The 26,281-nt window shown below is 68.7% G+C and carries 36 protein-coding genes; 34 read left to right on the forward strand and 2 right to left on the reverse strand.

Going from position 1 to position 26,281, the window contains the following annotated elements; translation table 11 throughout:
- The first annotated feature begins 6 nt into the window (after positions 1–6).
- The 31 genes from rpsS to glmM all read left to right on the forward strand — a co-directional run bounded on the left by rpsS (position 7) and on the right by glmM (position 20,167).
- On the forward strand, positions 7–288 hold the full coding sequence (gene rpsS / locus OTB16_RS31405; RefSeq protein ID WP_008739713.1) for a 30S ribosomal protein S19: 282 nt from the start codon (positions 7–9) through the stop codon (positions 286–288).
- 43 nt (positions 289–331) lie between these two features.
- Positions 332–679, forward strand: coding sequence for a 50S ribosomal protein L22 (gene rplV, locus OTB16_RS31410; protein ID WP_267725087.1), 348 nt, complete (start codon positions 332–334; stop codon positions 677–679).
- Positions 679–1,521 carry a 30S ribosomal protein S3 gene (gene rpsC, locus OTB16_RS31415; RefSeq protein WP_008739710.1) on the forward strand — a complete coding sequence of 281 codons (843 nt, stop codon included), beginning with the start codon at positions 679–681 and terminating at the stop codon, positions 1,519–1,521. The genes rplV and rpsC overlap by 1 nt, the downstream gene beginning before the upstream one ends.
- 5 nt (positions 1,522–1,526) lie before the next feature.
- Complete coding sequence (gene rplP, locus OTB16_RS31420) at positions 1,527–1,946, forward strand: 50S ribosomal protein L16 (protein ID WP_030026326.1); 420 nt, start codon at positions 1,527–1,529, stop codon at positions 1,944–1,946.
- Positions 1,946–2,170 carry a 50S ribosomal protein L29 gene (gene rpmC / locus OTB16_RS31425; protein WP_073912892.1) on the forward strand — a complete coding sequence of 75 codons (225 nt, stop codon included), beginning with the start codon at positions 1,946–1,948 and terminating at the stop codon, positions 2,168–2,170. The genes rplP and rpmC overlap by 1 nt, the downstream gene beginning before the upstream one ends.
- Complete coding sequence (gene rpsQ / locus OTB16_RS31430) at positions 2,170–2,451, forward strand: 30S ribosomal protein S17 (protein WP_030008467.1); 282 nt, start codon at positions 2,170–2,172, stop codon at positions 2,449–2,451. Before rpmC ends, rpsQ begins: the two co-directional genes overlap by 1 nt.
- Positions 2,452–2,575: 124 nt before the next feature.
- Entirely contained in the window at positions 2,576–2,944 is a 369-nt protein-coding gene (gene rplN / locus OTB16_RS31435; RefSeq protein ID WP_008739701.1) for a 50S ribosomal protein L14, read from the forward strand.
- A 2-nt stretch (positions 2,945–2,946) separates the two neighbouring features.
- Complete coding sequence (gene rplX / locus OTB16_RS31440) at positions 2,947–3,270, forward strand: 50S ribosomal protein L24 (RefSeq protein ID WP_267724807.1); 324 nt, start codon at positions 2,947–2,949, stop codon at positions 3,268–3,270.
- On the forward strand, positions 3,270–3,821 hold the full coding sequence (gene rplE / locus OTB16_RS31445; RefSeq protein ID WP_030388859.1) for a 50S ribosomal protein L5: 552 nt from the start codon (positions 3,270–3,272) through the stop codon (positions 3,819–3,821). The genes rplX and rplE overlap by 1 nt, the downstream gene beginning before the upstream one ends.
- 5 nt (positions 3,822–3,826) lie before the next feature.
- The gene (locus tag OTB16_RS31450; protein ID WP_003956452.1) at positions 3,827–4,012 is read left to right on the forward strand and encodes a type Z 30S ribosomal protein S14; all 186 of its coding nucleotides are present in this window, start codon (positions 3,827–3,829) and stop codon (positions 4,010–4,012) included.
- 223 nt (positions 4,013–4,235) lie between these two features.
- The gene (gene rpsH, locus OTB16_RS31455; protein WP_007265911.1) at positions 4,236–4,634 is read left to right on the forward strand and encodes a 30S ribosomal protein S8; all 399 of its coding nucleotides are present in this window, start codon (positions 4,236–4,238) and stop codon (positions 4,632–4,634) included.
- Between the two features lie 20 nt (positions 4,635–4,654).
- Positions 4,655–5,194, forward strand: coding sequence for a 50S ribosomal protein L6 (gene rplF / locus OTB16_RS31460; protein WP_267724871.1), 540 nt, complete (start codon positions 4,655–4,657; stop codon positions 5,192–5,194).
- 2 nt (positions 5,195–5,196) lie between these two features.
- On the forward strand, positions 5,197–5,580 hold the full coding sequence (gene rplR / locus OTB16_RS31465; RefSeq protein ID WP_267724873.1) for a 50S ribosomal protein L18: 384 nt from the start codon (positions 5,197–5,199) through the stop codon (positions 5,578–5,580).
- A 45-nt stretch (positions 5,581–5,625) separates the two neighbouring features.
- The gene (gene rpsE, locus OTB16_RS31470) at positions 5,626–6,231 is read left to right on the forward strand and encodes a 30S ribosomal protein S5 (protein ID WP_030298218.1); all 606 of its coding nucleotides are present in this window, start codon (positions 5,626–5,628) and stop codon (positions 6,229–6,231) included.
- Positions 6,231–6,413 (forward strand): 50S ribosomal protein L30, encoded by a 183-nt coding sequence (gene rpmD / locus OTB16_RS31475; protein ID WP_053682614.1) that lies wholly within the window; start codon positions 6,231–6,233, stop codon positions 6,411–6,413. The genes rpsE and rpmD overlap by 1 nt, the downstream gene beginning before the upstream one ends.
- A 1-nt stretch (position 6,414) precedes the next feature.
- Entirely contained in the window at positions 6,415–6,870 is a 456-nt protein-coding gene (gene rplO / locus OTB16_RS31480; RefSeq protein ID WP_214946842.1) for a 50S ribosomal protein L15, read from the forward strand.
- Between the two features lie 187 nt (positions 6,871–7,057).
- Entirely contained in the window at positions 7,058–8,371 is a 1,314-nt protein-coding gene (secY, locus tag OTB16_RS31485) for a preprotein translocase subunit SecY (RefSeq protein WP_267724880.1), read from the forward strand.
- Positions 8,371–9,018: an adenylate kinase gene (locus OTB16_RS31490; RefSeq protein ID WP_267724882.1), complete on the forward strand. Its 648-nt coding sequence runs from the start codon at positions 8,371–8,373 to the stop codon at positions 9,016–9,018. Before secY ends, OTB16_RS31490 begins: the two co-directional genes overlap by 1 nt.
- A gap of 166 nt (positions 9,019–9,184) precedes the next feature.
- Entirely contained in the window at positions 9,185–10,036 is an 852-nt protein-coding gene (gene map, locus OTB16_RS31495; RefSeq protein WP_267724885.1) for a type I methionyl aminopeptidase, read from the forward strand.
- Positions 10,037–10,230: 194 nt separating this feature from the next.
- Entirely contained in the window at positions 10,231–10,452 is a 222-nt protein-coding gene (infA, locus tag OTB16_RS31500) for a translation initiation factor IF-1 (protein ID WP_003956442.1), read from the forward strand.
- A 73-nt stretch (positions 10,453–10,525) separates the two neighbouring features.
- On the forward strand, positions 10,526–10,639 hold the full coding sequence (gene rpmJ / locus OTB16_RS31505) for a 50S ribosomal protein L36 (protein ID WP_003956441.1): 114 nt from the start codon (positions 10,526–10,528) through the stop codon (positions 10,637–10,639).
- Positions 10,640–10,839: 200 nt separating this feature from the next.
- Complete coding sequence (gene rpsM, locus OTB16_RS31510; protein ID WP_214936437.1) at positions 10,840–11,220, forward strand: 30S ribosomal protein S13; 381 nt, start codon at positions 10,840–10,842, stop codon at positions 11,218–11,220.
- A 54-nt stretch (positions 11,221–11,274) separates the two neighbouring features.
- Positions 11,275–11,679, forward strand: coding sequence for a 30S ribosomal protein S11 (gene rpsK / locus OTB16_RS31515; protein WP_006376016.1), 405 nt, complete (start codon positions 11,275–11,277; stop codon positions 11,677–11,679).
- A gap of 137 nt (positions 11,680–11,816) precedes the next feature.
- Entirely contained in the window at positions 11,817–12,839 is a 1,023-nt protein-coding gene (locus OTB16_RS31520) for a DNA-directed RNA polymerase subunit alpha (protein WP_008739666.1), read from the forward strand.
- Between the two features lie 136 nt (positions 12,840–12,975).
- Positions 12,976–13,458 (forward strand): 50S ribosomal protein L17, encoded by a 483-nt coding sequence (rplQ, locus tag OTB16_RS31525; RefSeq protein ID WP_267725053.1) that lies wholly within the window; start codon positions 12,976–12,978, stop codon positions 13,456–13,458.
- A 114-nt stretch (positions 13,459–13,572) separates the two neighbouring features.
- The gene (gene truA / locus OTB16_RS31530; RefSeq protein ID WP_267725055.1) at positions 13,573–14,424 is read left to right on the forward strand and encodes a tRNA pseudouridine(38-40) synthase TruA; all 852 of its coding nucleotides are present in this window, start codon (positions 13,573–13,575) and stop codon (positions 14,422–14,424) included.
- A gap of 66 nt (positions 14,425–14,490) precedes the next feature.
- Positions 14,491–16,110, forward strand: a complete 1,620-nt coding sequence (locus OTB16_RS31535) for an ABC-F family ATP-binding cassette domain-containing protein (protein ID WP_420717839.1) — start codon at positions 14,491–14,493, stop codon at positions 16,108–16,110.
- Between the two features lie 40 nt (positions 16,111–16,150).
- Positions 16,151–17,434: a glycosyltransferase family 87 protein gene (locus OTB16_RS31540; protein ID WP_267725060.1), complete on the forward strand. Its 1,284-nt coding sequence runs from the start codon at positions 16,151–16,153 to the stop codon at positions 17,432–17,434.
- Positions 17,435–17,665: 231 nt separating this feature from the next.
- Entirely contained in the window at positions 17,666–18,109 is a 444-nt protein-coding gene (gene rplM, locus OTB16_RS31545; protein ID WP_266934864.1) for a 50S ribosomal protein L13, read from the forward strand.
- Between the two features lie 42 nt (positions 18,110–18,151).
- The gene (gene rpsI, locus OTB16_RS31550) at positions 18,152–18,673 is read left to right on the forward strand and encodes a 30S ribosomal protein S9 (RefSeq protein ID WP_267725064.1); all 522 of its coding nucleotides are present in this window, start codon (positions 18,152–18,154) and stop codon (positions 18,671–18,673) included.
- Positions 18,674–18,808: 135 nt separating this feature from the next.
- Entirely contained in the window at positions 18,809–20,167 is a 1,359-nt protein-coding gene (glmM, locus tag OTB16_RS31555) for a phosphoglucosamine mutase (protein ID WP_267725066.1), read from the forward strand.
- Between the two features lie 79 nt (positions 20,168–20,246).
- Here the strand turns inward: glmM and OTB16_RS31560 are convergent, their stop codons facing one another.
- Both OTB16_RS31560 and coaA read right to left on the reverse strand, forming a co-directional pair.
- Complete coding sequence (locus OTB16_RS31560; RefSeq protein WP_267725068.1) at positions 20,247–21,194, reverse strand: DUF389 domain-containing protein; 948 nt, start codon at positions 21,192–21,194, stop codon at positions 20,247–20,249.
- A gap of 28 nt (positions 21,195–21,222) precedes the next feature.
- Positions 21,223–22,257, reverse strand: a complete 1,035-nt coding sequence (coaA, locus tag OTB16_RS31565) for a type I pantothenate kinase (RefSeq protein WP_267725071.1) — start codon at positions 22,255–22,257, stop codon at positions 21,223–21,225.
- 536 nt (positions 22,258–22,793) lie between these two features.
- On the opposite strand from coaA, the gene glmS reads away from it, so the two are divergent.
- The 3 genes from glmS to OTB16_RS31580 form a co-directional block, all read left to right on the forward strand.
- A complete protein-coding gene (glmS, locus tag OTB16_RS31570; protein ID WP_267725073.1) occupies positions 22,794–24,641 on the forward strand; it encodes a glutamine--fructose-6-phosphate transaminase (isomerizing) in 1,848 nt (615 codons plus the stop codon).
- A gap of 21 nt (positions 24,642–24,662) precedes the next feature.
- Positions 24,663–25,031 carry a holo-ACP synthase gene (locus tag OTB16_RS31575; RefSeq protein WP_267725076.1) on the forward strand — a complete coding sequence of 123 codons (369 nt, stop codon included), beginning with the start codon at positions 24,663–24,665 and terminating at the stop codon, positions 25,029–25,031.
- A gap of 58 nt (positions 25,032–25,089) precedes the next feature.
- Positions 25,090–26,281, forward strand: a 1,192-nt coding sequence (locus OTB16_RS31580) for an NAD(P)H-hydrate epimerase (RefSeq protein WP_267725079.1), incomplete at its 3' end; no start/stop codon positions are given.

Consider the following 26,281-nt stretch of genomic DNA (forward strand, 5'->3'; position numbering starts at 1 on the left):
GTTTAGATGCCGCGCAGTCTCAAGAAGGGGCCCTTCGTCGACGACCACCTCGTAAAGAAGGTGGACGTCCAGAACGAAGCCGGCACCAAGAACGTCATCAAGACCTGGTCCCGTCGCTCGATGATCATCCCCAGCATGCTGGGTCACACCATCGCGGTGCACAACGGCAAGACCCACGTCCCGGTGTTCGTCACCGAGTCGATGGTCGGCCACAAGCTCGGCGAGTTCTCGCCGACTCGCACCTTCCGCGGCCACGTCAAGGACGACCGGAAGTCGAAGCGCCGCTAAAGGCGGGGTGGTTACGACTATGACTTACACCGAAGGGACAACCATGGAAGCCAGGGCCCAGGCGCGGTACATCCGCGTCACGCCCATGAAGGCCCGCCGAGTGGTGGACCTTATCCGTGGCATGGATGCCACGGAGGCTCAGGCGGTCCTGCGTTTCGCCCCGCAGGCCGCGAGCGTGCCGGTTGGCAAGGTGCTGGACAGCGCCATTGCCAATGCCGCACACAACTACAACCACCCGGACGCTTCTTCGCTGGTCATCAGCGAGGCGTTCGTGGACGAGGGCCCGACCCTGAAGCGGTTCCGTCCGCGTGCGCAGGGCCGTGCCTACCGGATCCGCAAGCGGACCAGCCACATCACCGTGGTCGTCAGCAGCAAGGAAGGTTCCCGGTAATGGGCCAGAAGGTAAACCCGCACGGGTTCCGGCTCGGCATCACCACCGACTTCAAGTCGCGTTGGTACGCCGACAAGCTGTACAAGGACTACGTCAAGGAAGACGTTGCCATCCGTCGGATGATGACGTCCGGCATGGAGCGCGCCGGCATCTCGAAGGTTGAGATCGAGCGCACCCGTGACCGCGTGCGTGTGGACATCCACACCGCTCGTCCGGGCATCGTCATCGGCCGCCGTGGCGCCGAGGCCGACCGCATCCGCGGTGACCTCGAGAAGCTCACGGGCAAGCAGGTCCAGCTGAACATCCTCGAGGTCAAGAACCCCGAGCTTGACGCTCAGCTGGTTGCCCAGGCCGTTGCCGAGCAGCTTTCCTCCCGCGTCTCCTTCCGTCGCGCCATGCGTAAGAGCATGCAGGGCACGATGAAGGCCGGCGCCAAGGGCATCAAGATCCAGTGTGGCGGCCGTCTCGGCGGCGCCGAGATGTCCCGCTCCGAGTTCTACCGCGAGGGTCGTGTGCCGCTGCACACGCTGCGCGCGAACGTGGACTACGGCTTCTTCGAGGCCAAGACCACCTTCGGCCGTATCGGTGTGAAGGTCTGGATCTACAAGGGCGACGTCAAGAACATCGCCGAGGTTCGCGCCGAGAACGCTGCGGCCCGTGCGGGTAACCGCCCGGCCCGTGGCGCGCAGGGCGCTGGCGACCGTCCCGCCGGCCGTGGTGGCCGTGGTGGCGAGCGCGGCGGCCGTGGTGGCCGCAAGCCGCAGCAGGCTGCTGGTGCCGAGGCCCCCAAGGCCGACGCCCCCGCCGCCGCTCCGGCCGAGAGCACCGGAACGGAGGCCTGACCGACATGCTGATCCCTCGTAGGGTCAAGCACCGCAAGCAGCACCACCCGAAGCGCCGCGGTATGGCCAAGGGCGGTACTGAGGTCTCGTTCGGCGAGTACGGCATCCAGGCGCTGACCCCGGCGTACGTGACGAACCGCCAGATCGAGGCGGCTCGTATCGCGATGACCCGCCACATCAAGCGTGGCGGCAAGGTCTGGATCAACATCTACCCGGACCGCCCGCTGACCAAGAAGCCTGCCGAGACCCGCATGGGTTCCGGTAAGGGTTCTCCCGAGTGGTGGATCGCGAACGTGCACCCGGGTCGGGTCATGTTCGAGCTGTCCTACCCGAACGAGAAGATTGCTCGTGAGGCGCTCACCCGCGCTGCTCACAAGCTTCCGATGAAGTGCCGGATTGTTCGGCGCGAGGCAGGTGAGTCGTGATGGCGACGGGAACCAAGGCGTCCGAGCTGCGTGAGCTCGGCAACGAGGAGCTCGTTGGCAAGCTGCGCGAGGCCAAGGAGGAGCTGTTCAAGCTCCGCTTCCAGGCGGCCACGGGTCAGCTGGAGAACAACGGCCGGCTCAGGTCCGTCCGTAAGGACATCGCTCGCATCTACACCCTGATGCACGAGCGTGAGCTCGGTATCGAGACGGTGGAGAGCGCCTGATGAGCGAGAACAACGTGACTGAGAAGACCGAACGCGGTTTCCGCAAGACCCGTGAGGGTCTGGTCGTCAGCGACAAGATGGACAAGACCGTCGTCGTCGCCGTCGAGGACCGCGTCAAGCACGCCCTGTACGGCAAGGTCATCCGCCGTACGAACAAGCTCAAGGCGCACGACGAGCAGAACGCTGCCGGCGTCGGCGACCGCGTCCTCATCATGGAGACGCGTCCGCTGTCGGCGAGCAAGCGCTGGCGCATCGTCGAGATCCTCGAGAAGGCCAAGTAATTATCTGAGGCCCTGGACAACAAGTTCAGGGGCCCCTCAGGTTCGTTCCGCCAGGCTCGGTGGGGGCTGTAGCTCCTCGGAGTGAAGCCCCCGCCGGGAACCGGCAGACAAACAGGAGATACACGTGATCCAGCAGGAGTCGCGACTGCGTATCGCCGACAACACTGGTGCCAAGGAAATCCTTTGCATCCGTGTTCTCGGTGGTTCCGGTCGCCGCTACGCGGGCATCGGTGACGTCATCGTCGCCACCGTCAAGGATGCGATCCCCGGTGGCAACGTGAAGAAGGGTGACGTCGTCAAGGCGGTCATCGTTCGCACCGTCAAGGAGCGTCGCCGCCAGGACGGCTCGTACATCCGCTTCGACGAGAACGCCGCTGTCATTCTCAAGAACGACGGCGACCCTCGCGGCACCCGTATCTTCGGCCCGGTGGGCCGTGAGCTGCGCGAGAAGAAGTTCATGAAGATCATCTCGCTCGCGCCGGAGGTGCTGTAAGCATGAAGATCAAGAAGGGCGACCTGGTTCAGGTCATCACCGGTAAGGACAAGGGCAAGCAGGGCAAGGTCATCGCGGCCATGCCCACTGCCAACCGCGTCCTCGTCGAGGGTGTCAACCGGGTCAAGAAGCACACCAAGGCCGGTCAGACCGCTGGTGGGTCCCAGACCGGTGGCATCGTGATCACCGAGGCTCCGATCCACGTCAGCAACGTTCAGCTGGTTGTGGAGAAGGACGGCCAGAAGGTCGTTACCCGCGTCGGTTTCCGCTTCGACGACGAGGGCAACAAGATCCGCGTTGCCAAGCGGACGGGTGAGGACATCTGATGGCTACCACTCCGCGTCTCAAGACGAAGTACCGCGAGGACATCGCGGGCAAGCTGCGTGAGGAGTTCTCCTACGAGAACGTCATGCAGATCCCCGGCCTCGTGAAGATCGTGGTCAACATGGGTGTGGGCGACGCCGCCCGCGACTCCAAGCTGATCGACGGCGCCATCAAGGACCTGACGACGATCACCGGTCAGAAGCCGGCCGTCACGAAGGCCCGGAAGTCCATCGCGCAGTTCAAGCTGCGCGAGGGTCAGCCGATCGGCTGCCACGTCACCCTCCGTGGTGACCGCATGTGGGAGTTCCTGGACCGTACGCTGTCGCTCGCGCTGCCGCGTATCCGTGACTTCCGTGGTCTGTCGCCGAAGCAGTTCGACGGCCGTGGCAACTACACCTTCGGTCTCACGGAGCAGGTCATGTTCCACGAGATCGACCAGGACAAGATCGACCGTACCCGGGGTATGGACATCACCGTGGTCACCACGGCGACCAACGACGACGAGGGCCGCGCCCTCCTTCGTCACCTCGGCTTCCCCTTCAAGGAGGCGTAAGCGAGATGGCGAAGAAGGCTCTTATCGCGAAGGCTGCCCGTAAGCCCAAGTTCGGTGTGCGTGCGTACACCCGCTGCCAGCGCTGCGGTCGCCCCCACTCCGTGTACCGCAAGTTCGGCCTGTGCCGCGTGTGCCTTCGTGAGATGGCTCACCGTGGCGAGCTGCCGGGCGTGACCAAGAGCTCCTGGTAATTCCCGCTCGTCCGCAAGGACTTGGGAACATCCAGGCACTCTCGGTAAGCATCTGGACGGCAGGTGCCCGGCCGCGCATGCCTTAGGCTTGTGTGGTTGGGCGTCTGCCGCCCATAACGACTTACTACGCCGTAGGTCCCCGCACCGCACCCGTCCCGCCACTGAGTGGGGAGAGGGATGGCGCATACAGGAAACCCCGGCGAGAGAGGCCGAAGGCCACTTCATGACCATGACTGACCCGATCGCAGACATGCTCACGCGTCTGCGTAACGCTAACTCGGCGTACCACGACACCGTCGTGATGCCGCACAGCAAGATCAAGTCGCACATCGCGGAAATCCTCAAGCAGGAGGGTTTCATCACCGGCTGGAAGGTCGAGGACGCCGAGGTCGGCAAGAACCTCGTCCTCGAGCTGAAGTTCGGGCCGAACCGTGAGCGCTCCATCGCGGGCATCAAGCGGATCTCCAAGCCCGGCCTGCGCGTGTACGCGAAGTCCACCAACCTGCCCAAGGTGCTCGGCGGCCTGGGCGTGGCGATCATCTCCACGTCCCACGGACTGCTCACCGGCCAGCAGGCAGGCAAGAAGGGCGTAGGTGGGGAAGTCCTCGCCTACGTCTGGTAGTCGGGAACGGAGGAAAAGCAATGTCGCGAATCGGCAAGCTCCCCATCCAGGTTCCCGCCGGTGTGGACGTCACCATCGATGGCACCACGGTCGCCGTGAAGGGCCCCAAGGGTTCCCTCTCGCACACCGTTAAGGCGCCCATCGCAGTCGCCAAGGGCGAGGACGGCGTCCTGAACGTCACCCGCCCGAACGACGAGCGTCAGAACAAGGCCCTGCACGGCCTGTCCCGCACGCTGGTGGCGAACATGATCACCGGCGTGACCACGGGATACGTCAAGGCTCTCGAGATCAGCGGTGTCGGTTACCGCGTCGCCGCGAAGGGCTCCAACCTGGAGTTCCAGCTTGGCTACAGCCACCCGATCCTGATCGAGGCGCCCGAGGGCATCTCCTTCAAGGTCGAGTCGCCCACCAAGTTCACGGTCGAGGGCATCGACAAGCAGAAGGTCGGCGAGGTCGCCGCCAACATCCGCAAGCTGCGGAAGCCCGACCCGTACAAGGCCAAGGGTGTCAAGTACGCCGGCGAAGTCATCCGCCGCAAGGTCGGAAAGGCTGGTAAGTAGCCATGGCATACGGTGTAAAGATCGCCAAGGGCGACGCATACAAGCGTGCCGCCAAGGCCCGCCGCCACATCCGCATCCGCAAGCACGTGTCGGGTACGGCGGAGCGTCCGCGCCTCGTCGTGACGCGTTCCAACCGCAACATCGTTGCCCAGGTCATCGACGACCTCCAGGGTCACACCCTGGCGTCGGCGTCGACCCTGGACGCTTCGATCCGCGGTGGAGAAGGCGACAAGAGCGCCCAGGCCCAGGCTGTAGGCGCACTCGTCGCCGAGCGTGCCAAGGCCGCGGGTGTCGAGACCGTCGTGTTCGACCGCGGTGGCAACCGATACGCCGGGCGCATTGCCGCTCTGGCTGACGCCGCCCGCGAAGCCGGGCTGAAGTTCTAAGCCCCGGTTCCGGGACTCACGGACGTAACAGAGAGAGGTAATCCAATGGCTGGACCCCAGCGCCGCGGAAGCGGTGCCGGTGGCGGCGAGCGGCGGGACCGGAAGGGTCGCGACGGTGGCCCTGCCGCCGAAAAGACCGCTTACGTTGAGCGCGTTGTCGCGATCAACCGCGTCGCCAAGGTTGTCAAGGGTGGTCGCCGCTTCAGCTTCACCGCGCTGGTCGTGGTGGGCGACGGTGACGGCACTGTAGGTGTCGGTTACGGCAAGGCCAAGGAAGTTCCCGCGGCCATCGCCAAGGGTGTCGAGGAAGCCAAGAAGAACTTCTTCAAGGTTCCGCGCATCCAGGGCACGATCCCTCACCCGATCACGGGCGAGCGTGCCGCGGGCGTCGTGCTCCTGAAGCCGGCTTCCCCCGGTACCGGTGTTATCGCCGGTGGCCCGGTGCGCGCCGTTCTGGAGTGCGCCGGCGTTCACGACATCCTGTCGAAGTCGCTCGGCTCGTCGAACGCGATCAACATCGTGCACGCGACCGTGGCAGCGCTCAAGGGTCTGCAGCGTCCCGAGGAGATCGCGGCTCGCCGTGGTCTGCCCCTCGAGGACGTCGCCCCGGCGGCCCTGCTCCGTGCGCGTGCCGGGGCGGGTGCTGCGTAATGGCCCGCCTCAAGATCACGCAGACGAAGTCGTACATCGGTAGCAAGCAGAACCACCGCGACACGCTGCGTTCGCTCGGGCTCAAGCGCCTGAACGACGTGGTCGTCAAGGAGGACCGCCCCGAGTTCCGCGGAATGGTGCAGACCGTCCGCCACCTCGTGACGGTTGAGGAGGTTGACTAACATGGCTGAGAACAGCCCGCTGAAGGCCCACAACCTCCGTCCCGCCCCCGGCGCCAAGACCGCGAAGACCCGTGTCGGTCGTGGTGAGGCGTCGAAGGGTAAGACGGCCGGTCGTGGTACGAAGGGCCAGAAGGCCCGTTACCAGATCCCGGTGCGCTTTGAGGGTGGGCAGATGCCCCTCCACATGCGTCTGCCGAAGCTCAAGGGCTTCAAGAACCCGTTCCGCACCGAGTTCCAGGTCGTTAACCTGGACAAGCTCGGCGCTCTCTACCCCGAGGGTGGAGAAGTCACGGTGGCCGACCTGGTCGCCAAGGGCGCGGTTCGCAAGAACAGTCTCGTCAAGGTCCTGGGCCAGGGCGAGATCTCCGTGGCGCTGCAGGTTTCGGTTGACGCCGTCTCCGGCTCCGCCAAGGAGAAGATCGCCGCTGCCGGTGGCACTGTCACCGAGCTCGTCTAAGACGAATCCAGTGGCTAAATAGCTCGAAACCCGACCGGGGATGCCTCACATATGGGGCATCCCCGGTTGGTCGTTCCACGGGGGGCACTGTCGCCGGTAAGGTGGCCTGCACCTTTGCTTGTACGTATTCGTCGATCCCTCAGACCGTCACCTCTGACGCAGTTGCGCGGGGGTCGCAGGAGGCACCGTGCTCACCGCGTTCGCCCGGGCGTTCAAGACGCCCGACCTGCGCAAGAAGCTGCTCTTCACGCTCGCCATCATCGTGCTGTTCCGGCTCGGGTCACACATCCCGGTCCCCGGCGTGAGCTACAAGAACGTTCAGATCTGTGTCGACCAGGCCGGGAGCAGCAACAGCCTCTTCGGTCTCGTCAACATGTTCAGTGGCGGTGCGCTGCTGCAGATCACGATCTTCGCGCTCGGCATCATGCCGTACATCACGGCGAGCATCATCCTGCAGCTGCTGACCGTGGTCATCCCGAAGCTGGAGAACCTCAAAAAAGAGGGACAGTCCGGCACGGCGAAGATCACTCAGTACACGCGCTATCTGACGGTCGCGCTCGCGATCCTGCAGGGCACCGGCCTCGTGGCCACCGCCCGCACGGGTGCCCTCTTCCAGGGCTGCTCCGCCGCCAGTCAGATCGTCCCCGACCGTTCGATCTTCACCACCGTGGTCATGGTCATCACCATGACCGCCGGTACCTGTGTCGTCATGTGGCTCGGTGAGCTCATCACGGACCGCGGTATCGGCAACGGAATGTCGATCCTCATGTTCATCTCGATCGCCGCCGGCTTCATCGGCGCCCTCTGGCAGATCAAGCTCCAGGGCAAGATCGCCGACGGTTGGGTCGAGTTCGGCGTCGTGATGCTCGTCGGCCTCGCGATGGTGGGTCTGGTGGTCTTCGTCGAGCAGGCGCAGCGCCGGATCCCCGTCCAGTACGCCAAGCGCATGGTGGGCCGTCGCGCCTACGGCGGCACCTCGACGTACATCCCGCTCAAGGTGAACCAGGCGGGCATCATCCCCGTCATCTTCGCCTCGTCGCTGCTCTACATCCCGGCGCTGATCGTCCAGTTCAGCGGTTCCACCGCCGGCTGGGCCACCTGGATCCAGAAGCACTTCGTCAAGGGCGACCACCCGTACTACATCGCCGTCTACTTCCTCCTGATCGTTTTCTTCGCGTTCTTCTACGTGGCGATCTCGTTCAACCCCGAGGAAGTTGCAGACAACATGAAGAAGTATGGTGGGTTCATCCCGGGTATCCGCGCCGGTCGACCCACCGCTGAGTACCTGAGCTACGTACTCAACCGCATCACCTGGCCGGGGTCGCTGTACCTGGGTCTGATCGCTCTCGTGCCGACGATGGCGTTGGCCGGCTTCGGAGCGAACCAGAACTTCCCGTTCGGCGGGACGAGCATCCTGATCATCGTGGGTGTGGGTCTGGAAACCGTGAAGCAGATCGAGAGCCAGCTCCAGCAGCGTAATTACGAAGGGTTCCTCCGCTGATGCGAATCGTCCTCGTCGGACCGCCCGGTGCGGGCAAGGGAACGCAGGCCGCGTTCCTCGCCAAGAACCTGTCCATCCCGCACATCTCCACGGGAGACCTGTTCCGGGCCAACATCAGCCAGGGCACCGAGCTCGGGCGGCGTGCGAAGGCGTTCATGGACGCCGGCGACCTCGTCCCCGACGAGATCACCATCGGCATGGCCAAGGACCGCATGGAGCAGCAGGACGCCGCGAACGGCTTCCTGCTCGACGGCTTCCCGCGCAACGTGTCCCAGGCCGCCGCCCTGGACACGATGCTCCAGGAGTCCGGCATGAAGCTGGACGCCGTCCTGGACCTGGAGGTCGAGGAGGACGAGGTCGTCAAGCGGATCGCGGGTCGCCGCACCTGCCGCAACGACGGCAAGCACGTCTTCCACGTCACGTACGCCCCGCCGAAGGCGGAAGGCGTCTGCGACACCTGCGGTGGCGAGCTCTACCTGCGTGACGACGACTCCGAGGCCACGGTCCGCAACCGGCTGGACGTCTACCACACGCAGACCGAGCCGATCATCGACTTCTACAAGGCCCAGGGCCTGCTGGTGACCATCCCCGCCCTCGGCGAGGTGCAGGAGATCACCAAGCGCGCCATGGAAGCCCTGAAGAAGTAGTACCCCTCGCTGCGCAGGTCCGGCCGCGGTGTCCCTCGGGGCACCGCGGCCGTCTGCGTGACGCGGGTTCGCGGGACATCAGCCAATAATTGAGGAACCACAGCGGAGATCAACCGCCTCCGCGAGAGCGGCGGCGGCCCCGCCGCTACAGAGGGAAGGCACGTTCATGGTGCAGATCAAGACCCCCGAGCAGATCGCGAAGATGCGCGAGGCGGGGCTGGTCGTCGCGGCCATCCACGCGGCGACCCGCGAGGCCGCCGTGCCGGGCGCCACGACGCGGGATCTGGACATGGTGGCCCGCAAGGTCATCGACGACGCCGGCGCCAAGTCGAACTTCCTCGGCTACGGCGGCTTCCCCGCGACGATCTGCACCTCCGTGAACGAGGTCGTCGTCCACGGCATCCCGGACGACAAGACCGTCCTCAAGGACGGCGACATCATCTCGATCGACGCCGGCGCGATCGTCGACGGCTGGCACGGCGACGCCGCGTACACCGCCTTCGTGGGCACTGGGCACGCCCCTGAGCTCGTGGAGCTCTCCCGGGTGACCGAGGAGTCCATGTGGGCCGGGATCGCCGCCATGCGGCTCGGCAACCGCCTCGTGGACATCTCCAAGGCGATCGAGACGTACATCAAGCGCCAGCCGCGGCCCACCACCGGTGAGCACAGCCTCGGCAAGTTCGGGATCATCGAGGACTACGGCGGCCACGGCATCGGTTCCGAGATGCACATGGACCCCCACCTGCTGAACTACGTCTCGCGCAAGCGGGGCAAGGGGATCAAGCTCGTCCCGGGCCTGTGCCTGGCGATCGAGCCGATGGTCTCCCTGGGCACGGCCCAGACGGAGGTCCTGGCGGACGACTGGACGGTCATCACCACGGACGGCACCTGGTCCTCGCACTGGGAGCACTCCATCGCGCTGACCGAGGCCGGCCCCATCGTGCTGACCAGCCCGGACTGCGGCAAGGCGAAGCTGGCGGAGTACGGCGTCACGACGGCGCCGGACCCGCTGGGCTGACCGCGGCGGGAGGGGGAGGGGTCGGCGTCACGACGGCGCCGGGCCCTCTCGGTTAATGATCTAGGCTCTGGGGCAAACTTTCCGGATTCGTCTTTCCGGATGCCCTGTCGTAGACTGACTCGTCGGCTCACGTGCACTCCCATGCCTGCATGGCGCACTGAGTCGATCAAGGTAGCCGATTCGAAAGGCGAAGCGTGGCCAAGAAGCAAGGTGCCATCGAAATCGAGGGCACCGTGATCGAGTCCCTCCCGAACGCGATGTTCAAGGTGGAACTCCAGAACGGTCACAAGGTCCTCGCGCACATCAGCGGCAAGATGCGCATGCACTACATCCGCATCCTTCCTGATGACCGGGTTGTCGTGGAGCTCTCTCCGTACGACCTGACGCGTGGCCGGATCGTCTACCGATACAAGTAGATCTTGTCTTCACTCCGTCTGGGCATCTCGTCCCGGCGCGGGTGGTGGCACTGACCCGGAGAACCTCACCCACATGAAGGTCAAGCCGAGCGTCAAGAAGATCTGCGACAAGTGCAAGGTGATCCGCCGTCACGGTCGGGTCATGGTCATCTGCGACAACCTGCGCCACAAGCAGCGCCAGGGCTGACGCACGCCGACCGACCTGCCTTCCGCAGTTCTTCGCGCGACGTAAGAAAACGTACATACGCAGAACCCGCCCAGCCCCGTACGGGGCCGGCGGCACCTCCGGCGGGGGCCGGGGACCCGGACGTACCACCACCCATCAAGGCGTGGTCGGCGGTCGGGGATGGTTCTGCTGAAGACCCCCGAACACACAGGAGCCATTGAATGGCACGCGTTTCCGGTGTCGACATCCCGCGCGAAAAGCGCGTGGAGATCGCACTCACCTACGTCTTCGGTGTCGGGCGCACCCGGTCCAAGGAAATCCTTGAGGCCACTGGTGTGAACCCGAACACCCGCGTTCGTGACCTGGCCGAAGAGGACCTGGTCAAGATCCGCGAGTACGTGGACGCCAACCTCCGCACCGAGGGTGACCTCCGCCGCGAGATCCAGGCCGACATCCGCCGCAAGGTCGAGATCCAGTGCTACCAGGGCATCCGCCACCGTCGTGGCCTGCCGGTGCACGGTCAGCGCACCAGCACGAACGCCCGTACCCGCAAGGGTCCGCGTCGCGCGATCGCCGGTAAGAAGAAGCCGGGCAAGAAGTAGTCCTGTTCAGCGGTCTTGCGCTGTAGGACCGACCACCTCCCGTAGGAGATTTAGATGCCCCCCAAGGGTCGTCAGGGCGCTGCCAAGAAGGTGCGCCGCAAGGAAAAGAAGAACGTCGCTCATGGGCACGCCCACATCAAGAGCACGTTCAACAACACCATCGTCTCGATCACGGACCCCGCGGGCAACGTGATCTCCTGGGCCTCCGCCGGCCACGTCGGCTTCAAGGGCTCGCGCAAGTCCACCCCCTTCGCCGCGCAGATGGCCGCCGAGTCGGCCGCCCGCCGCGCGCAGGAGCACGGCATGCGCAAGGTCGACGTCTTCGTCAAGGGTCCCGGCTCCGGCCGTGAGACCGCGATCCGCTCCCTCCAGGCCACCGGCCTCGAGGTCGGCTCGATCCAGGACGTCACCCCCACCCCGCACAACGGCTGCCGCCCGCCCAAGCGCCGCCGCGTCTGACGCAGCGGACGCACTTGTGCGTCTTTGAGTGTCCGGGCGGTACGAACCCCTCGCGGGGGACGTGCCGCCCGTACCCTTGCTGTATGTAGTCCCCGTCGGACGTCAAATAGTGGGCGTCCACGACTGAAGGAACACACATGCTTATCGCTCAGCGCCCCTCGCTGACCGAAGAGGTCGTAGACGAGTACCGCTCGCGGTTCGTGATCGAGCCGCTCGAGCCGGGCTTCGGTTACACCCTCGGCAACTCGCTGCGCCGCACGCTCCTGTCCTCGATCCCGGGTGCCGCTGTCACCAGCATCCGCGTGGACGGCGTCCTGCACGAGTTCACCACCGTGCCGGGTGTCAAGGAAGACGTCACCGACATCATCCTCAACATCAAGCAGCTGGTCGTCTCCTCGGAGCATGACGAGCCGGTCGTGATGTACCTGCGCAAGCAGGGTCCCGGCCTGGTCACCGCTGCCGACATCGCGCCCCCGGCCGGTGTCGAGGTGCACAACCCGGACCTGGTCCTCGCCACGCTCAACGGCAAGGGCAAGCTGGAGATGGAGCTGACCGTCGAGCGCGGTCGCGGCTACGTCTCCGCCGTCCAGAACAAGCAGCTGGGCCAGGAGATCGGTCGCATCCCGATCGACTCCATCTACAGCCCGGTCCTCAAGGTCACCTACAAGGTCGAGGCGACCCGAGTCGAGCAGCGCACCGACTTCGACAAGCTGATCGTCGACGTCGAGACCAAGCAGGCCATGCGCCCGCGTGACGCCATGGCGTCGGCGGGCAAGACCCTGGTCGAGCTGTTCGGTCTGGCGCGCGAGCTCAACATCGACGCCGAGGGCATCGACATGGGCCCGTCCCCGACGGACGCCGCGCTCGCCGCCGATCTGGCGCTGCCGATCGAGGAGCTCGAGCTCACGGTCCGCTCGTACAACTGCCTCAAGCGCGAGGGCATCCACTCCGTGGGTGAGCTCGTCGCCCGCTCCGAGGCCGACCTGCTCGACATCCGCAACTTCGGTGCGAAGTCGATCGACGAGGTCAAGGCGAAGCTGGCCGGCATGGGCCTGGCCCTCAAGGACAGCCCGCCCGGATTCGACCCGACCGCCGCCGCCGACGCCTTCGGCGCCGACGACGACGCGGACGCCGGTTTCGTCGAGACCGAGCAGTACTGATTCTTCCCGCCGCCGGCGGCCCGGGCCTCGTGCCCGACCGCCGGCCGGGCTTGTCGTGACTTTCCCGGGGCAGCCGCTCCGGGGGAACTGACACCGGTACCTGACACGGCCGGTGCAGATATGAAGGAGTATCACCATGCCGCGTCCCGCAAAGGGTGCCCGTCTGGGCGGCAGCGCCGCGCACGAGAAGCACCTCCTCGCGAACCTCGCGAAGGCGCTCTTCGAGCACGGCCGCATCACCACCACCGAGGCCAAGGCCCGTCGCCTGCGTCCCTACGCCGAGCGTCTGGTCACCAAGGCCAAGAAGGGCGACATCCACAACCGTCGCCTGGTGCTGCAGACGATCACGGACAAGAGCATCGTGCACACGCTCTTCACCGAGATCGCCCCGCGCTACGAGAACCGCCCCGGTGGTTACACGCGCATCACCAAGATCGGCAACCGTCGTGGCGACAACGCCCCGATGGCCGTGATCGAGCTGGTCGAGGCCCTTACGGTCGCCCAGCAGGCCACCGGTGAGGCCGAGGCCGCCACCAAGCGCGCCGTCAAGGAGTCCGAGGCCAAGGCCGAGGCTCCCGCCGAGACCGAGGCTCCGGCCGAGGAGACCAAGGAGGCCTGATTCCCCTCCCGGGAATCGTGTCTGCTTGAACGGCTCTGAACGGGCCCGCCCCTTCCTGGGGCGGGCCCGTTCTGCGTTGTCCGGTGTGTTCGGCTTTCTGAGAGGATCGGTCACGTGAGTGACGAGGTGGAGCCCGGGCACGTCCGGGTACGGCTGGACCTGAGCTACGACGGCAAGGACTTCTCCGGCTGGGCGAAGCAGCGCGTGCTGCGGACCGTCCAGGGCGAGCTGGAGTCGGCGCTGCGGACCGTGATGCGGCTGTCCGAGCCGGTCGAGCTGACCGTGGCCGGGCGGACGGACGCGGGCGTGCACGCCCGCGGGCAGGTCGCGCAGTTCGACCTGGCCGAGGAGGTGTGGGCCGAGCACCACGACAAGCTCCTGCGGCGCCTCGCGGGGCGCCTGCCGCACGACGTACGGGTATGGAGGGCCGCCGAGGCCCCCGCGGGCTTCAACGCGCGCTTCTCGGCGATCTGGCGCCGCTACGCGTACCGCGTCGGCGACCACCAGGCGGGCGTGGACCCGCTGCGCCGCGGGCACGTGCTCTGGCACCAGTGGCCCCTGGACGTGGACGCCATGAACGAGGCCGCCGCCCCGCTGCTCGGCGAGCACGACTTCGCCGCGTACTGCAAGAAGCGCGAGGGCGCCACGACCATCCGCACCCTCCAGCAGCTCGGCTGGGAGCGGGCCGAGGACGGGATCGTCACCGCGACCGTCCGGGCCGACGCCTTCTGCCACAACATGGTCCGCTCGCTCGTCGGCGCCCTGCTGCACGTCGGGGACGGCCACCGGCCGGTCGACTGGCCGGGGAAGGTGCTGGCCGCCGCCGTACGGGACTCCTCGGTGCACGTGGTCAAGCCGCACGGGCTGACGCTGGAGGAGGTCGGCTACCCCGCCGACGAGCTGCTCGCCGCCCGCAGCAAGGAGGCGCGCAACGTGCGCACCCTGCCCGGAGCCGGCTGCTGCTGAGCGCCCCCGCCGGGCGCCCGTCCACCCGTTTGGGCGGATCGCCGGCGGACCGGGACAATGCCCGGCATGGGACATCTCGAAGCCAACCACCTGGAGTACTACCTTCCCGACGGGCGGGTCCTGCTCCCCGACGTCTCCTTCCGCGTGGGGGAGGGGTCGGTGGTGGCCCTGGTGGGGGCGAACGGCGCCGGCAAGACCACCCTGCTCAAGCTGATCTCCGGTGAGCTGCAGCCGCACGGCGGCGGGGTCGCGATCAGCGGCGGGCTCGGGGTGATGTCGCAGTTCGTGGGCTCGGTGCGGGACGAGACGACCGTACGGGACCTGCTGGTCTCGGTCGCCCAGCCGCGGATCCGGGAGGCGGCCAAGGCCGTGGACCGGGCCGAGGAGCTGATCCTGACCGTCGACGACGAGGCCGCGCAGATGGCGTACGCGCAGGCGCTGAGCGACTGGGCCGACGTCCAGGGCTACGAGGCGGAGACCCTGTGGGACGTCTGCACCATGGCCGCCCTGGACATCCCGTACGACGCGGCGCAGTTCCGCGAGGTGCGCACGCTCTCGGGCGGTGAGCAGAAGCGGCTCGTGCTGGAGGCGCTGCTGCGCGGGCCGGACGAGGTGCTGCTGCTCGACGAGCCGGACAACTACCTCGACGTCCCGGGCAAGCGGTGGCTGGAGGAGCAGCTGAAGGCCACCCGCAAGACGGTGCTCTTCGTCAGCCACGACCGGGAGCTGCTCACCCAGGCCGCCGAGAAGATCATCAGCCTGGAGGCGAGCCCGACCGGCAGCGACGTGTGGGTGCACGGCGCCGGCTTCGGGACGTACCACGAGGCCCGCAAGGAGCGCTTCGCGCGCTTCGAGGAGCTCAAGCGGCGCTGGGACGAGGAGCACGCCCGGCTGAGGGCGCTGGTGCTGCGGCTGCGCAACCAGGCGGCCTCCAGCCCCGACATGGCCTCGCGGTACCGGGCGATGCAGACCCGCTTCCAGAAGTTCGAGGAGGCCGGCCCGCCGCCGGAGCCGCCGCGCGAGCAGGACATCCGGATGCGGCTCAAGGGCGGCCGCACCGGCGTGCGCGCGCTGACGGTGGAGAACCTCGAGCTCACGGGCCTGATGAAGCCGTTCTCGCTGGAGGTCTTCTACGGCGAGCGGGTCGCGGTGCTCGGTTCGAACGGCTCCGGCAAGTCGCACTTCCTGCGGCTGATGGCCGGCGAGGACGTCAAGCACACCGGTACGTGGAAGCTGGGCGCGCGCGTGGTCCCCGGGCACTTCGCGCAGACCCACGCCCACCCCGAGCTGTTCGGCCGCACGCTCGTCGACATCCTGTGGACGGAGGCCGCCAAGCCGCTGGGCGCGGCGATGGGCGCGCTGCGCCGGTACGAGCTGGAGGGTCAGGCGGACCAGCCGTTCGAGAAGCTGTCGGGCGGCCAGCAGGCGCGTTTCCAGATCCTGCTGCTGGAGCTGGCGGGCACCACGACGCTGCTGCTGGACGAGCCGACGGACAACCTGGACCTCGAATCGGCGGAGGCGCTGCAGGACGGACTGGAGGCGTACGACGGCACTGTGTTGTGTGTCACACACGACCGGTGGTTCGCGCGCACATTTGACCGTTACCTGGTCTTCGGTTCGGACGGTGTTGTGCGGGAGACTCAGGAGCCCGTCTGGGACGAACGTAGAGTCGCGCGCAAGCGCTAGGGGGCGGACCACCCCCTCGGGACAGTGAGGGGGAGGCGTTGTGGGGCTGCGCCCTGGCATCTGGCTGACGAAGTGGGAGAACCGGGCCTCGGGGAACCGGCTGATGGACTGGCTGCTGCGGCCGGCCTCGCGGCCGTGGCAGTTCCTGTCGCTCGCCGTGCTCCTGGGGATCGCGGTCTCCACGAGCCTGCGGGCGAACTGGGGCTCGGACAACGCCTTCGTGGTCAAGGCGGCGCAGACGCTGCTGGAGGGCGGGTCCCCGTACGAGGACAAGCGCTTCCTGTACCTGCCCAGCGCCGTGCTCATGGCGGTGCCGGAGGCGATGCTCCCGCAGACCGCGCTGCGCTGGCTGCTGCCGGTGGGGATGTCGGGCCTGCTGGGCATCGGCTGGCTGGCCGCGCTGCGGCTGTTCTCGGTGCCGCTGCGCTCGCGCTTCGCGGTCATCGGCTTCCCGGTGCTCGCCCTCGCCTACAAGCCGTACGTGAACCTGGTGCTGATCGGCAACTGGACCGCCATCTCGGCGGCCGCCCTGCCGGTGGCGCTGCTGCTCGCGCACCGGCGGCACTGGGGCGCGGCCGGCCTGGTCATCGGGCTGGCCATCGCCTGCAAGCCGATGCTGGTGCCGGTCGGGCTGCTGTTCCTGCTGGCCCGGCAGTGGCGGGGGCTGGCCGCGGCCGTGCTGGTGCCGATGGGGCTCTCGCTGGCGGGCGCGCTGCTGATGCCGAGCCCGACGCTGTTCTTCACCAAGACCCTGCCGTTCCTGCTCAAGGGGCAGGACGCCTACGCGCTGCCCTGGGACGCCTCGCCGATCGCGGTGCTGCCGCGGCTGGGGGTGCCGGAGCCGCTGGCGCTGCTGGTGGCGTTCGCGGGGGCGGGGGCGGGCCTGTGGGCGGTCTGGGTGCGCTGGCGGCGCGTCGAGGACGACGCGGACGGCGGGGAGCTGCGGCTGGCGGAGACGGCCTGCATGGTGATGCTCGCCGCATTCCTGGTGTCACGGCCGTCCTTCGACCACTACCTGCTGGTGGTGCTCCCGCTGCTGCTGGCGTCGGCGGTCCGGCCGGGCTCGATGCCGCGCTCGCCCTGGTTCTGGGCGGCCCTTGCGCCCCAGACGGCCGGGATCCCCTGGCCGTCGGAGCTGGACGCCAAACGGCGGGCCTTCAAGGACTGCGCGACCCTGTGCGGGCTCGCGATCCTGCTGGCGCGTCGTGCACTGCGCTCCGGGCGGGTTACCCTGGAGCCCGTAACAACTACGGGGTCCCCACTCAGGACCGAACCGGAGTGCGCCGCGACGCCAGTAGAACCGGCATCGCGGACCGCGTTTTGACCCGTCCGGGTCTACTTGGGTATCCTGCTGGTTTGTTATGCGTATTGGCTTTCTCATTCTCACGTGAAAGGGCCTTGCGCCGGTCCACCGGACCGATGACCAGCGGTTCACACGGGTTGCGTCCCCGATGTGGACGAGGGCTGTCGTGATCGTCCGTGGTGACCCTGTCAGGACCTTCCCGCTGGGCTTGCGCCCTTGGGATACCACCACTGAAGAAGCGAAGGCATACGCGTGCGTACGTTCAGCCCCAAGCCCGGCGACATCTCGCGCCAGTGGCTCGTCATCGACGCCCAGGACGTTGTCCTCGGCCGTCTGGCGACCCAGGTCGCTGCCCTTCTGCGGGGCAAGCACAAGCCGACCTACGCCCCCCACATGGACATGGGCGACTTCGTCATCATCGTCAACGCCGACAAGGTTCACCTGTCCGGCAACAAGGCGACCCAGAAGATGGCGTACCGCCACTCCGGCTACCCGGGCGGCCTCCGCTCGGTGCGCTACGACGACCTTCTGGCGAACAACCCGGAGAAGGCCGTCGAGAAGGCCATCAAGGGCATGCTCCCCAAGAACACCCTGGGCCGTCAGATGCTGTCGAAGCTGAAGGTCTACTCGGGCGACCAGCACCCCCACGCTGCCCAGCAGCCGGTGCCGTTCGAGATCACCCAGGTCGCGCAGTAGTTCCGGCCACCCCCTAAGACGTAGAAAATTCTGAGGAGCATCGTGGCCGAGACCACCGCCGAGACGACCCCCGTCGACGAGTTCGAGGGCAACGTCGAGGAGTACACCAGCGAGTCTGAGGTCGTCGCCGAGGGCGACTACACCTCCGAGTCCCTTGCCGGCCGCTTCGGCGACCCCCAGCCGGCCGCCGGCCTGGGCCGTCGCAAGAACGCCATCGCCCGCGTCCGGATCGTTCCGGGCACCGGCAAGTGGAAGATCAACGGTCGTACCCTTGAGGACTACTTCCCCAACAAGGTGCACCAGCAGGAAGTCAACGAGCCGTTCAAGCTGCTCGAGCTGGACAACCGCTACGACGTCATCGCCCGCATCTCGGGTGGCGGCGTCTCCGGCCAGGCCGGCGCCCTGCGCCTGGGTGTGGCCCGTGCGCTGAACGAGGCGGACGTGGACAACAACCGCGCGGCGCTGAAGAAGGCCGGCTTCCTCTCCCGCGACGACCGTGCGGTCGAGCGCAAGAAGGCCGGTCTCAAGAAGGCCCGTAAGGCCCCGCAGTACAGCAAGCGTTAATCTGCGCCTGCTGTTCTGCAACGAATCCGCCCCGGCAGCACTCTCTGTGCTGCCGGGGCGGTTCGTTTACCGCCACAAGCGGCACATATTTGTCACATGCGGTCACAAGCGAAGCAGAAACTCGGGAGGACAACAGTGGGACGACTCTTCGGGACGGACGGTGTACGCGGCGTCGCCAACGCGGATCTGACGGCTGAGCTCGCGCTCGGCCTCTCCGTGGCGGCCGCCCACGTACTGGCCGAGGCGGGCACCTTCGCGGGCCACCGGGCCACCGCCGTGGTCGGCCGTGACCCACGGGCCTCCGGTGAGTTCCTCGAGGCCGCGGTCGTCGCGGGCCTCGCGAGCGCGGGCGTGGACGTCCTGCGCGTCGGTGTGCTGCCCACCCCGGCGGTGGCGTATCTCACCGGTGCGCTGGGCGGCGACCTCGGCGTGATGCTCTCCGCCAGCCACAACGCCATGCCCGACAACGGGATCAAGTTCTTCGCGCGCGGCGGCCACAAGCTCGCCGACGAGCTGGAGGACCGGATCGAGTCCGTCTACGAAGAGCACCGCACCGGCGCCCCCTGGGACCGGCCCACCGGCTCCGGCGTGGGCCGGATCTCCGACTACACGGAGGGCTTCGACAAGTACGTCGCCCACCTCATCGGAGTCCTCCCCAACCGCCTCGACGGCCTGAAGGTCGTCCTGGACGAGGCGCACGGCGCGGCCGCCTACGTGTCGCCCGAGGCCTTCACCCGGGCGGGCGCGGAGATCATCACGATCGGCGCCGAGCCCGACGGCCTGAACATCAACGACGGCTGCGGCTCCACCCACCTCGGCCTGCTCAAGGCCGCCGTGGTCGAGCACGGCGCCGACCTCGGCATCGCGCACGACGGCGACGCGGACCGCTGCCTCGCCGTCGACGGCACCGGCGCGGAGGTCGACGGCGACCAGATCCTCGCCGTACTGGCGCTGGCCATGCGGGAGTCCGGTCAGCTGCGCGAGAACACCGTCGTCGGCACCGTGATGTCGAACCTCGGCTTCAAGCTGGCCATGGAGGGCGAGGGCATCCAGGTCGTGCAGACCGGGGTCGGTGACCGGTACGTCCTGGAGTCGATGAAGCAGCACGGCTACGCGCTGGGCGGCGAGCAGTCCGGCCACGTGATCATCCTCGACCACGCGACGACCGGCGACGGCACGCTGACCGGCCTGCTCCTGGCGGCGCGGATCGCGGACACCGGCAAGTCCCTGGCCGAGCTGGCGGGCGTCATGACCCGGCTGCCGCAGGTGCTGATCAACGTTCCCGACGTGGACCGGACCCGGGTGACGACCTCCGCCGAGCTGGCCGCGGCCGTCGCCGACGCCGAGCGCGAGCTGGGCACCACCGGCCGGGTGCTGCTGCGTCCGTCCGGCACGGAGCCGCTCGTACGGGTGATGGTCGAGGCCGCCGACATCGAGCAGGCCCGCGCGGTCGCCGGCCGGCTCGCGGACGTCGTGAAGTCGGCGCTGGGCTGACCGCGCCGACAGCCGACCGCCGTACGCCTGCGGCCCCGTACCCGGACCGGGTACGGGGCCGCAGGCGTACGACGGGTCTTCAGGTCTTCGCGCCGCGGACCCAGCGGCGCCGCTGGGTCCGCCACAGGGCCTTCTGCGCCAGCAGGGTCAGGACGCCCGCCACGACGATGCCGCCCAGGTTCAGCAGCAGCTGCTCCGCCGATCCCCACATCTGGCCGAGGTCGCCGTAGCTCAGGGCCACGGCGGCGTTGGCGGCCGCCGGGACCGTGGTCACGGAGATCGCCACACCCACCAGGGCCCCGGACTTGGCCGAGGTCAGGGACAGTATTCCGGCGACCCCGGCGAGCAGCGCCACGATGAACGAGAACGGGTCCGGCTGCCAGATGAAGCTGGTGTTCGGCCGCGGGTCCTCCAGCATGCCCTTGTCGAACTGGCCCAGCGCGTCCATCGCCAGGCTGAACAGGGTGGTGACGGCGATCGCGGCCGCGAAGCCGATCAGCAGGGCGAGGAGGGAGCGCGCCGCGAGCCGGGGCGCGCGCTGCACCAGGGCGGTGCACACGCCCGCGAGCGGGCCGAACTCGGGGCCGACGGCCATGGCGCCCACGATCAGGACGGCGTTGTCGAGGACCACGCCACAGGCGGCGATCATCGTCGCGATGATCATGAACGCGACGTAGGTGACGCTGAGGGTGGACTCCTCGTGCGTGGATTCGCTCAAGTGTTCCCACAGGACGGCGTCTGCGGGCTCGCCCGGCGCTTCTTCCTCGGCCGCGTCGGCCCGCTTGGACAGCGAGAGGTCGATGTTCTCGACGGCGATCGAGCCGTCCTCGGCGATCCCCAGGGCCCGGAGCTCCTCCAGCAGCTCGTCCGCCGCCTCGCGCGCCACGTCGCACAGCACGAGGTCGCCGTGCGGCACCCGGGCGGCCCCGCGCAGGACGACGAGGTGGGTGGTGCCGACCGTCTTCTCGATGGCCGCGACCACCGCCTCGGTACGGTCGGGCGGCGCGATCAGGCGGAGATGCAGCATCCCCGCACCCTAGTGCGTTCCCTTCGGCTCAGAGTTTGCGCAGGCTCAGCTTCTGCACCTTGTGGTCGGGGCCCTTGCGGACGACCAGGGTGGCGCGGCCGCGGGTGGGGGCCACGTTCTCCAGCAGGTTGGGCTTGTTGATGGTCCGCCACATCGTCTGCGCGTACTCCACGGCCTCCTCCTCGGAGACCTGCGTGTACTTGCGGAAGTAGGAGAACGGGTTCTGGAAGGCGGTCGCGCGCAGCTTCCGGAAGCGGTTCAGGTACCAGCGCTCGATGTCCTCGGGCCGGGCGTCGACGTACACGCTGAAGTCGAAGTAGTCGGCGAGGCCGACGCGGGTGCGGCCGTCCTTGCCGGGGAGGGCCGGCTGGAGGACGTTCAGGCCCTCCACGATGAGGATGTCCGGGCGGCGTACGACGAGCTCCTCGCCCGGGACGATGTCGTAGATCAGGTGCGAGTAGACGGGGGCCCGGACCTCGTCCTTGCCGGCCTTGATGTCCGCGACGAAGCGGGTGAGCGCGCGGCGGTCGTAGGACTCGGGGAAGCCCTTGCGGGAGGTGAGCCCGCGTCGCTGGAGCTCCTTCATCGGGTATAGGAACCCGTCCGTGGTGACCAGCTCCACGCGCGGGTGCTCGGGCCAGCGGGCGAGGAGCGCCTGGAGCAGGCGGGCCACGGTGGACTTGCCGACGGCGACGGACCCGGCGACCCCTATGACGAACGGGGTGCCCTGCTGGGCGCCGTGCCCGTTGCCCGCGTCGCCGAGGAACGTGTTGAGGGTGCCGCGGAGGTTGCTGGTGGCGCCGACGTACAGGTTGAGCAGGCGGGAGAGCGGCAGGTAGACGTCGCGCACCTCGTCGAGGTCGATGACGTCGCCGAGTCCGCGCAGCCGCTCGACCTCGTCGGCGGTGAGCGGGAGCGGGGTCCGCTCGCGCAGGGCGCTCCACTCGGCACGGCTCAGGTCGACGTACGGCGAGGCGTCCGGGCCCCGGCGGTGGGCCGGGCGCGGGTGGGCCCCGTCCTGGCCGGTGGCCGGGTGGGGCCCGTCCTGGCCGGTGCGCTCCATTGCGTTCTCCGGCGTGCTGCTTCGTGGCGGCGAAGTGATCACACCGCCATTGTCGGGGGTGGGGGGCTGTTGTGGGTTATGCGGTGGGTCACGTAGCGGTACCGGTGGCCGCGGAGTGCCGGGGTGGTACGGGCTCCGGTACCGATTCGAGGCTCTTGGAGTCTCGCGATGATCACGATTGCCGCGGGGCACCGGGAAGACGCTGGCGTCCGTCAAGGCGCCGGGCCAGGCGGGCGCGGGCGGCTTCACGGTGAGCGAGGGCAGCGAGAGCACCGGGTTCGACAGCGTCAAGCCCGGCGAGAAGTCGAGCGTCCTGCTGAACGTGGCGCGCAAGGGCAACACGGTCGCCGCCTTCTCGTCGATCAGCCTGACGGGCAAGGCCGTCTTCCCGAGGACGCTGATCGAGGCGCAGGGCGAGAAGCTGGTCCGACCCTCGCGAGGGTCGCCGTCGACCCGCCCCGGTGTACGCGCCGGGGCGGGTTTTCGTCTTGTTCAGGTACCGGGCAGACGGCCGACTACGGCGTACCCTGCCGCCTATGTGCGGAATTGTGGGTTACGTGGGAGCGCAGTCGGCGCTCGATGTGGTCATCGCCGGACTCAAGCGGCTGGAGTACCGCGGCTACGACTCGGCGGGGATCGCCGTGCTCGCCGACGGTGAGCTGGCCTCCGTCAAGAAGGCCGGGAAGCTGGTCAATCTGGAGAAGGAGCTGGTCGGGAACCCGTTGCCGGCCGGGTCCACGGGACTGGGGCACACCCGGTGGGCGACCCACGGCGGGCCCACCGACGCCAACGCCCACCCGCACCTCGACAACGCGGGGCGCGTGGCCGTCGTACACAACGGGATCATCGAGAACTTCGCCGCGCTCCGCGCCGAACTGGCCGAGCGCGGGCACCGCCTGGAGTCCGAGACGGACACCGAGGTCGTGGCGCACCTGCTCGCCGAGCACTTCGCGGCCGCCGGGGACCTCGCCGAGGCGATGCGGCAGGTGTGCCGGCGCCTGGAGGGCGCCTTCACGCTGGTCGCGGTGCACGCCGACGAGCCGGACGTGGTGGTCGGCGCGCGCCGGAACTCGCCCCTGGTGGTGGGGGTCGGGGAGGGCGAGAACTTCCTCGCCTCCGACGTGGCCGCGTTCATCGCCCACACCCGGGCCGCGATCGAGCTGGGCCAGGACCAGGTCGTCGAACTGCGCCGCGACGGCGTCACGGTGACCAACTTCGACGGCTCCGCCGCCACCGTGCGGGCGTACCACGTGGACTGGGACGCCTCGGCGGCCGAGAAGGGCGGCTACGACTACTTCATGCTCAAGGAGATCGCCGAGCAGCCGAAGGCCGTGGCCGACACCCTCCTGGGCCGGATCGACGTGAACGGCTCGCTGACCCTGGACGAGGTGCGCATCCCCGTCTCGGTGCTCCGGGAGGTCGACAAGGTCGTCATCGTCGCCTGCGGGACGGCCTACCACGCGGGCATGATCGCGAAGCTGGCCATCGAGCACTGGACCCGCATCCCGTGCGAGACGGAGCTGGCGAGCGAGTTCCGCTACCGCGATCCGATCCTCGACCAGCGCACCCTGGTGATCGCGATCTCGCAGTCCGGCGAGACCATGGACACCCTGATGGCGCTGCGGCACGCGCGCGAGCAGGGGGCCAGGGTGCTGGCCGTCTGCAACACGAACGGCTCCACCATCCCGCGCGAGTCGGACGCCGTGCTGTACACGCACGCCGGTCCGGAGGTGGCCGTCGCCTCCACGAAGGCGTTCCTGACCCAGCTGGTCGCCTGCTACCTCGTCGCGCTCTACCTCGGGCAGGTGCGCGGCACGAAGTGGGGCGACGAGATCGAGACGGTCGTCCGGGAGCTGTCGGACATCGCCGCGGCCGTGGACACCGTGCTGGAGACGATGGAGCCCGTACGGGAGCTCGCGCGCTCCCTGGCGGACAAGAACACGGTGCTGTTCCTGGGGCGGCACGTCGGCTACCCGGTGGCGCTGGAGGGCGCGCTCAAGCTCAAGGAGCTGGCGTACATGCACGCCGAGGGCTTCGCGGCGGGCGAGTTGAAGCACGGGCCGATCGCGCTGATCGAGGAGGACCTGCCGGTGGTGGTGGTCGTGCCGTCGCCGAAGGGCCGCTCGGTGCTCCACGACAAGATGGTGTCGAACATCCAGGAGATCCGGGCCCGCGGGGCGCGGACCATCGTGATCGCGGAGGAGGGTGACGAGGCGGTCGTCCCGTACGCCGACCACCTGATCCGGATCCCCGCGACGCCCACGCTGCTCCAGCCGCTGGTGGCGACGGTGCCGTTGCAGGTCTTCGCGTGCGAGCTGGCGACGGCGCGGGGCAACGAGGTGGACCAGCCGCGTAACCTTGCCAAGTCGGTGACGGTGGAGTAGCGGGGCAGTGGGGTAGTCGTTGTGATCATCGGTGTGGGGATCGACGTCGCGGAGATCGACCGCTTCGGCGCGGCGCTGGAGCGTACGCCGAACCTGGCGCGGCGGCTCTTCGTCGACGCCGAGCTGACGCTCCCGAGCGGCGAGCGGCGCGGAACCGCCTCGCTCGCCGCCCGGTTCGCGGCCAAGGAGGCCCTCGCCAAGGCGCTCGGCGCGCCGGGCGGGATGCTGTGGACCGACGCCGAGGTGTACGTGGAGGAGTCCGGGCGACCCCGGCTGCGGGTGTCCGGGACGGTTGAGGCGAGGGCGCTGGCGCTGGGCGTGAGGTCCTGGCACATCTCGCTGAGCCACGACGCGGGGGTCGCCTCCGCCGTGGTGATCGCCGAGGGGTAGGAGCCGCGGGGCGGTGGCCGAGGGGTAGGGGCCGCGCCGGTCGGGCAGGCTGGGGGCCATGCGTACTGCTTACAGCGTGGAGACCGTACGGGCCGCCGAGCGGGAGCTGATGGCCCGGCTGCCCGAAGGCGCTCTGATGCTGCGGGCGGCGGCCGGGCTGGCCGCCGTCTGCGCGGGACTGCTGGCCCGGCGGCCGGGGCGGGTCTACGGGGCGCGCGTCGTGCTGCTGGTGGGGCCGGGCGACAACGGGGGCGACGCGCTGTACGCCGGCGCGCGCCTGGCCCGGCGCGGGGCCGGGGTGACAGCGGTGCCGATGGACCCGCAGCGGATGCACGCGGGCGGGCTCGCGGCCCTGCGCGCCGCCGGCGGCCGGGTGGCGGACACCGTGCCCGCGCGGGCGGACCTGGTACTCGACGGGCTGCTCGGGATCGGCGGGCGGGGCGGGCTGCGGCCGGCGGCCGCGGCGCTGGTCGAGCGGATCCCGTCCGGGGTCCCGGTGGTCGCCGTGGACCTGCCGAGCGGGGTGGACGCGGACACCGGGGAGGTGGCGGGCCCGGCGGTGACCGCCGATGTGACGGTGGCGTTCGGGGCGTACAAGCCCGGGCTGCTGATCGACCCCGGGGCCTCGCGGGCGGGCGCCGTGCACCTGGTGGACATCGGGCTGGCCCTGGGCGAGCCGGACGCGGAGGCCCTCCAGCACGCCGACGTCGCGGGGCTGCTGCCGGAGCCGGGAGCGTCGAGCGACAAGTACCGGCGGGGCGTGGTCGGCATCGTCGCCGGGTCCGCGCAGTACCCGGGCGCGGCGGTGCTGGCCGTGGCCGGGGCGCTGCGGGGCGGCGCGGGCGCGGTCCGGTACGTCGGCCCGACGGCGGCCGCGGACGCGGTGCTCGCGCGGTACCCGGAGACGCTGATCGGGCGCGGCCGCGTACAGGCCTGGGTGGTCGGGCCGGGGCTGGGGGAGGGGCGCGCGGGCGAGGTCGCGGGGCTGCTGGCCGAGGACGTGCCGGTACTGGTCGACGCGGACGGGCTGCGCGGGCTCGACGCCGAGGTGCTGCGGGCCCGGTCCGCCCCGACCCTGCTGACCCCGCACGCGGGGGAGGCGGCGGCCCTGCTGGGGGTGTCGCGGGAGTCGGTGGAGGCGGGGCGGCTGGGGTCGGTACGGGCGCTGGCCGAGCGGTACGGGGTGGCGGCGCTGCTGAAGGGCTCCACGACGCTGGTCGCCTCCGGCGGGGGTGGCGGGAGGGGTGGGA

It is taken from the genome of Streptomyces antarcticus (genome assembly GCF_026627255.1).
GTDB lineage: Bacteria > Actinomycetota > Actinomycetes > Streptomycetales > Streptomycetaceae > Streptomyces > Streptomyces antarcticus.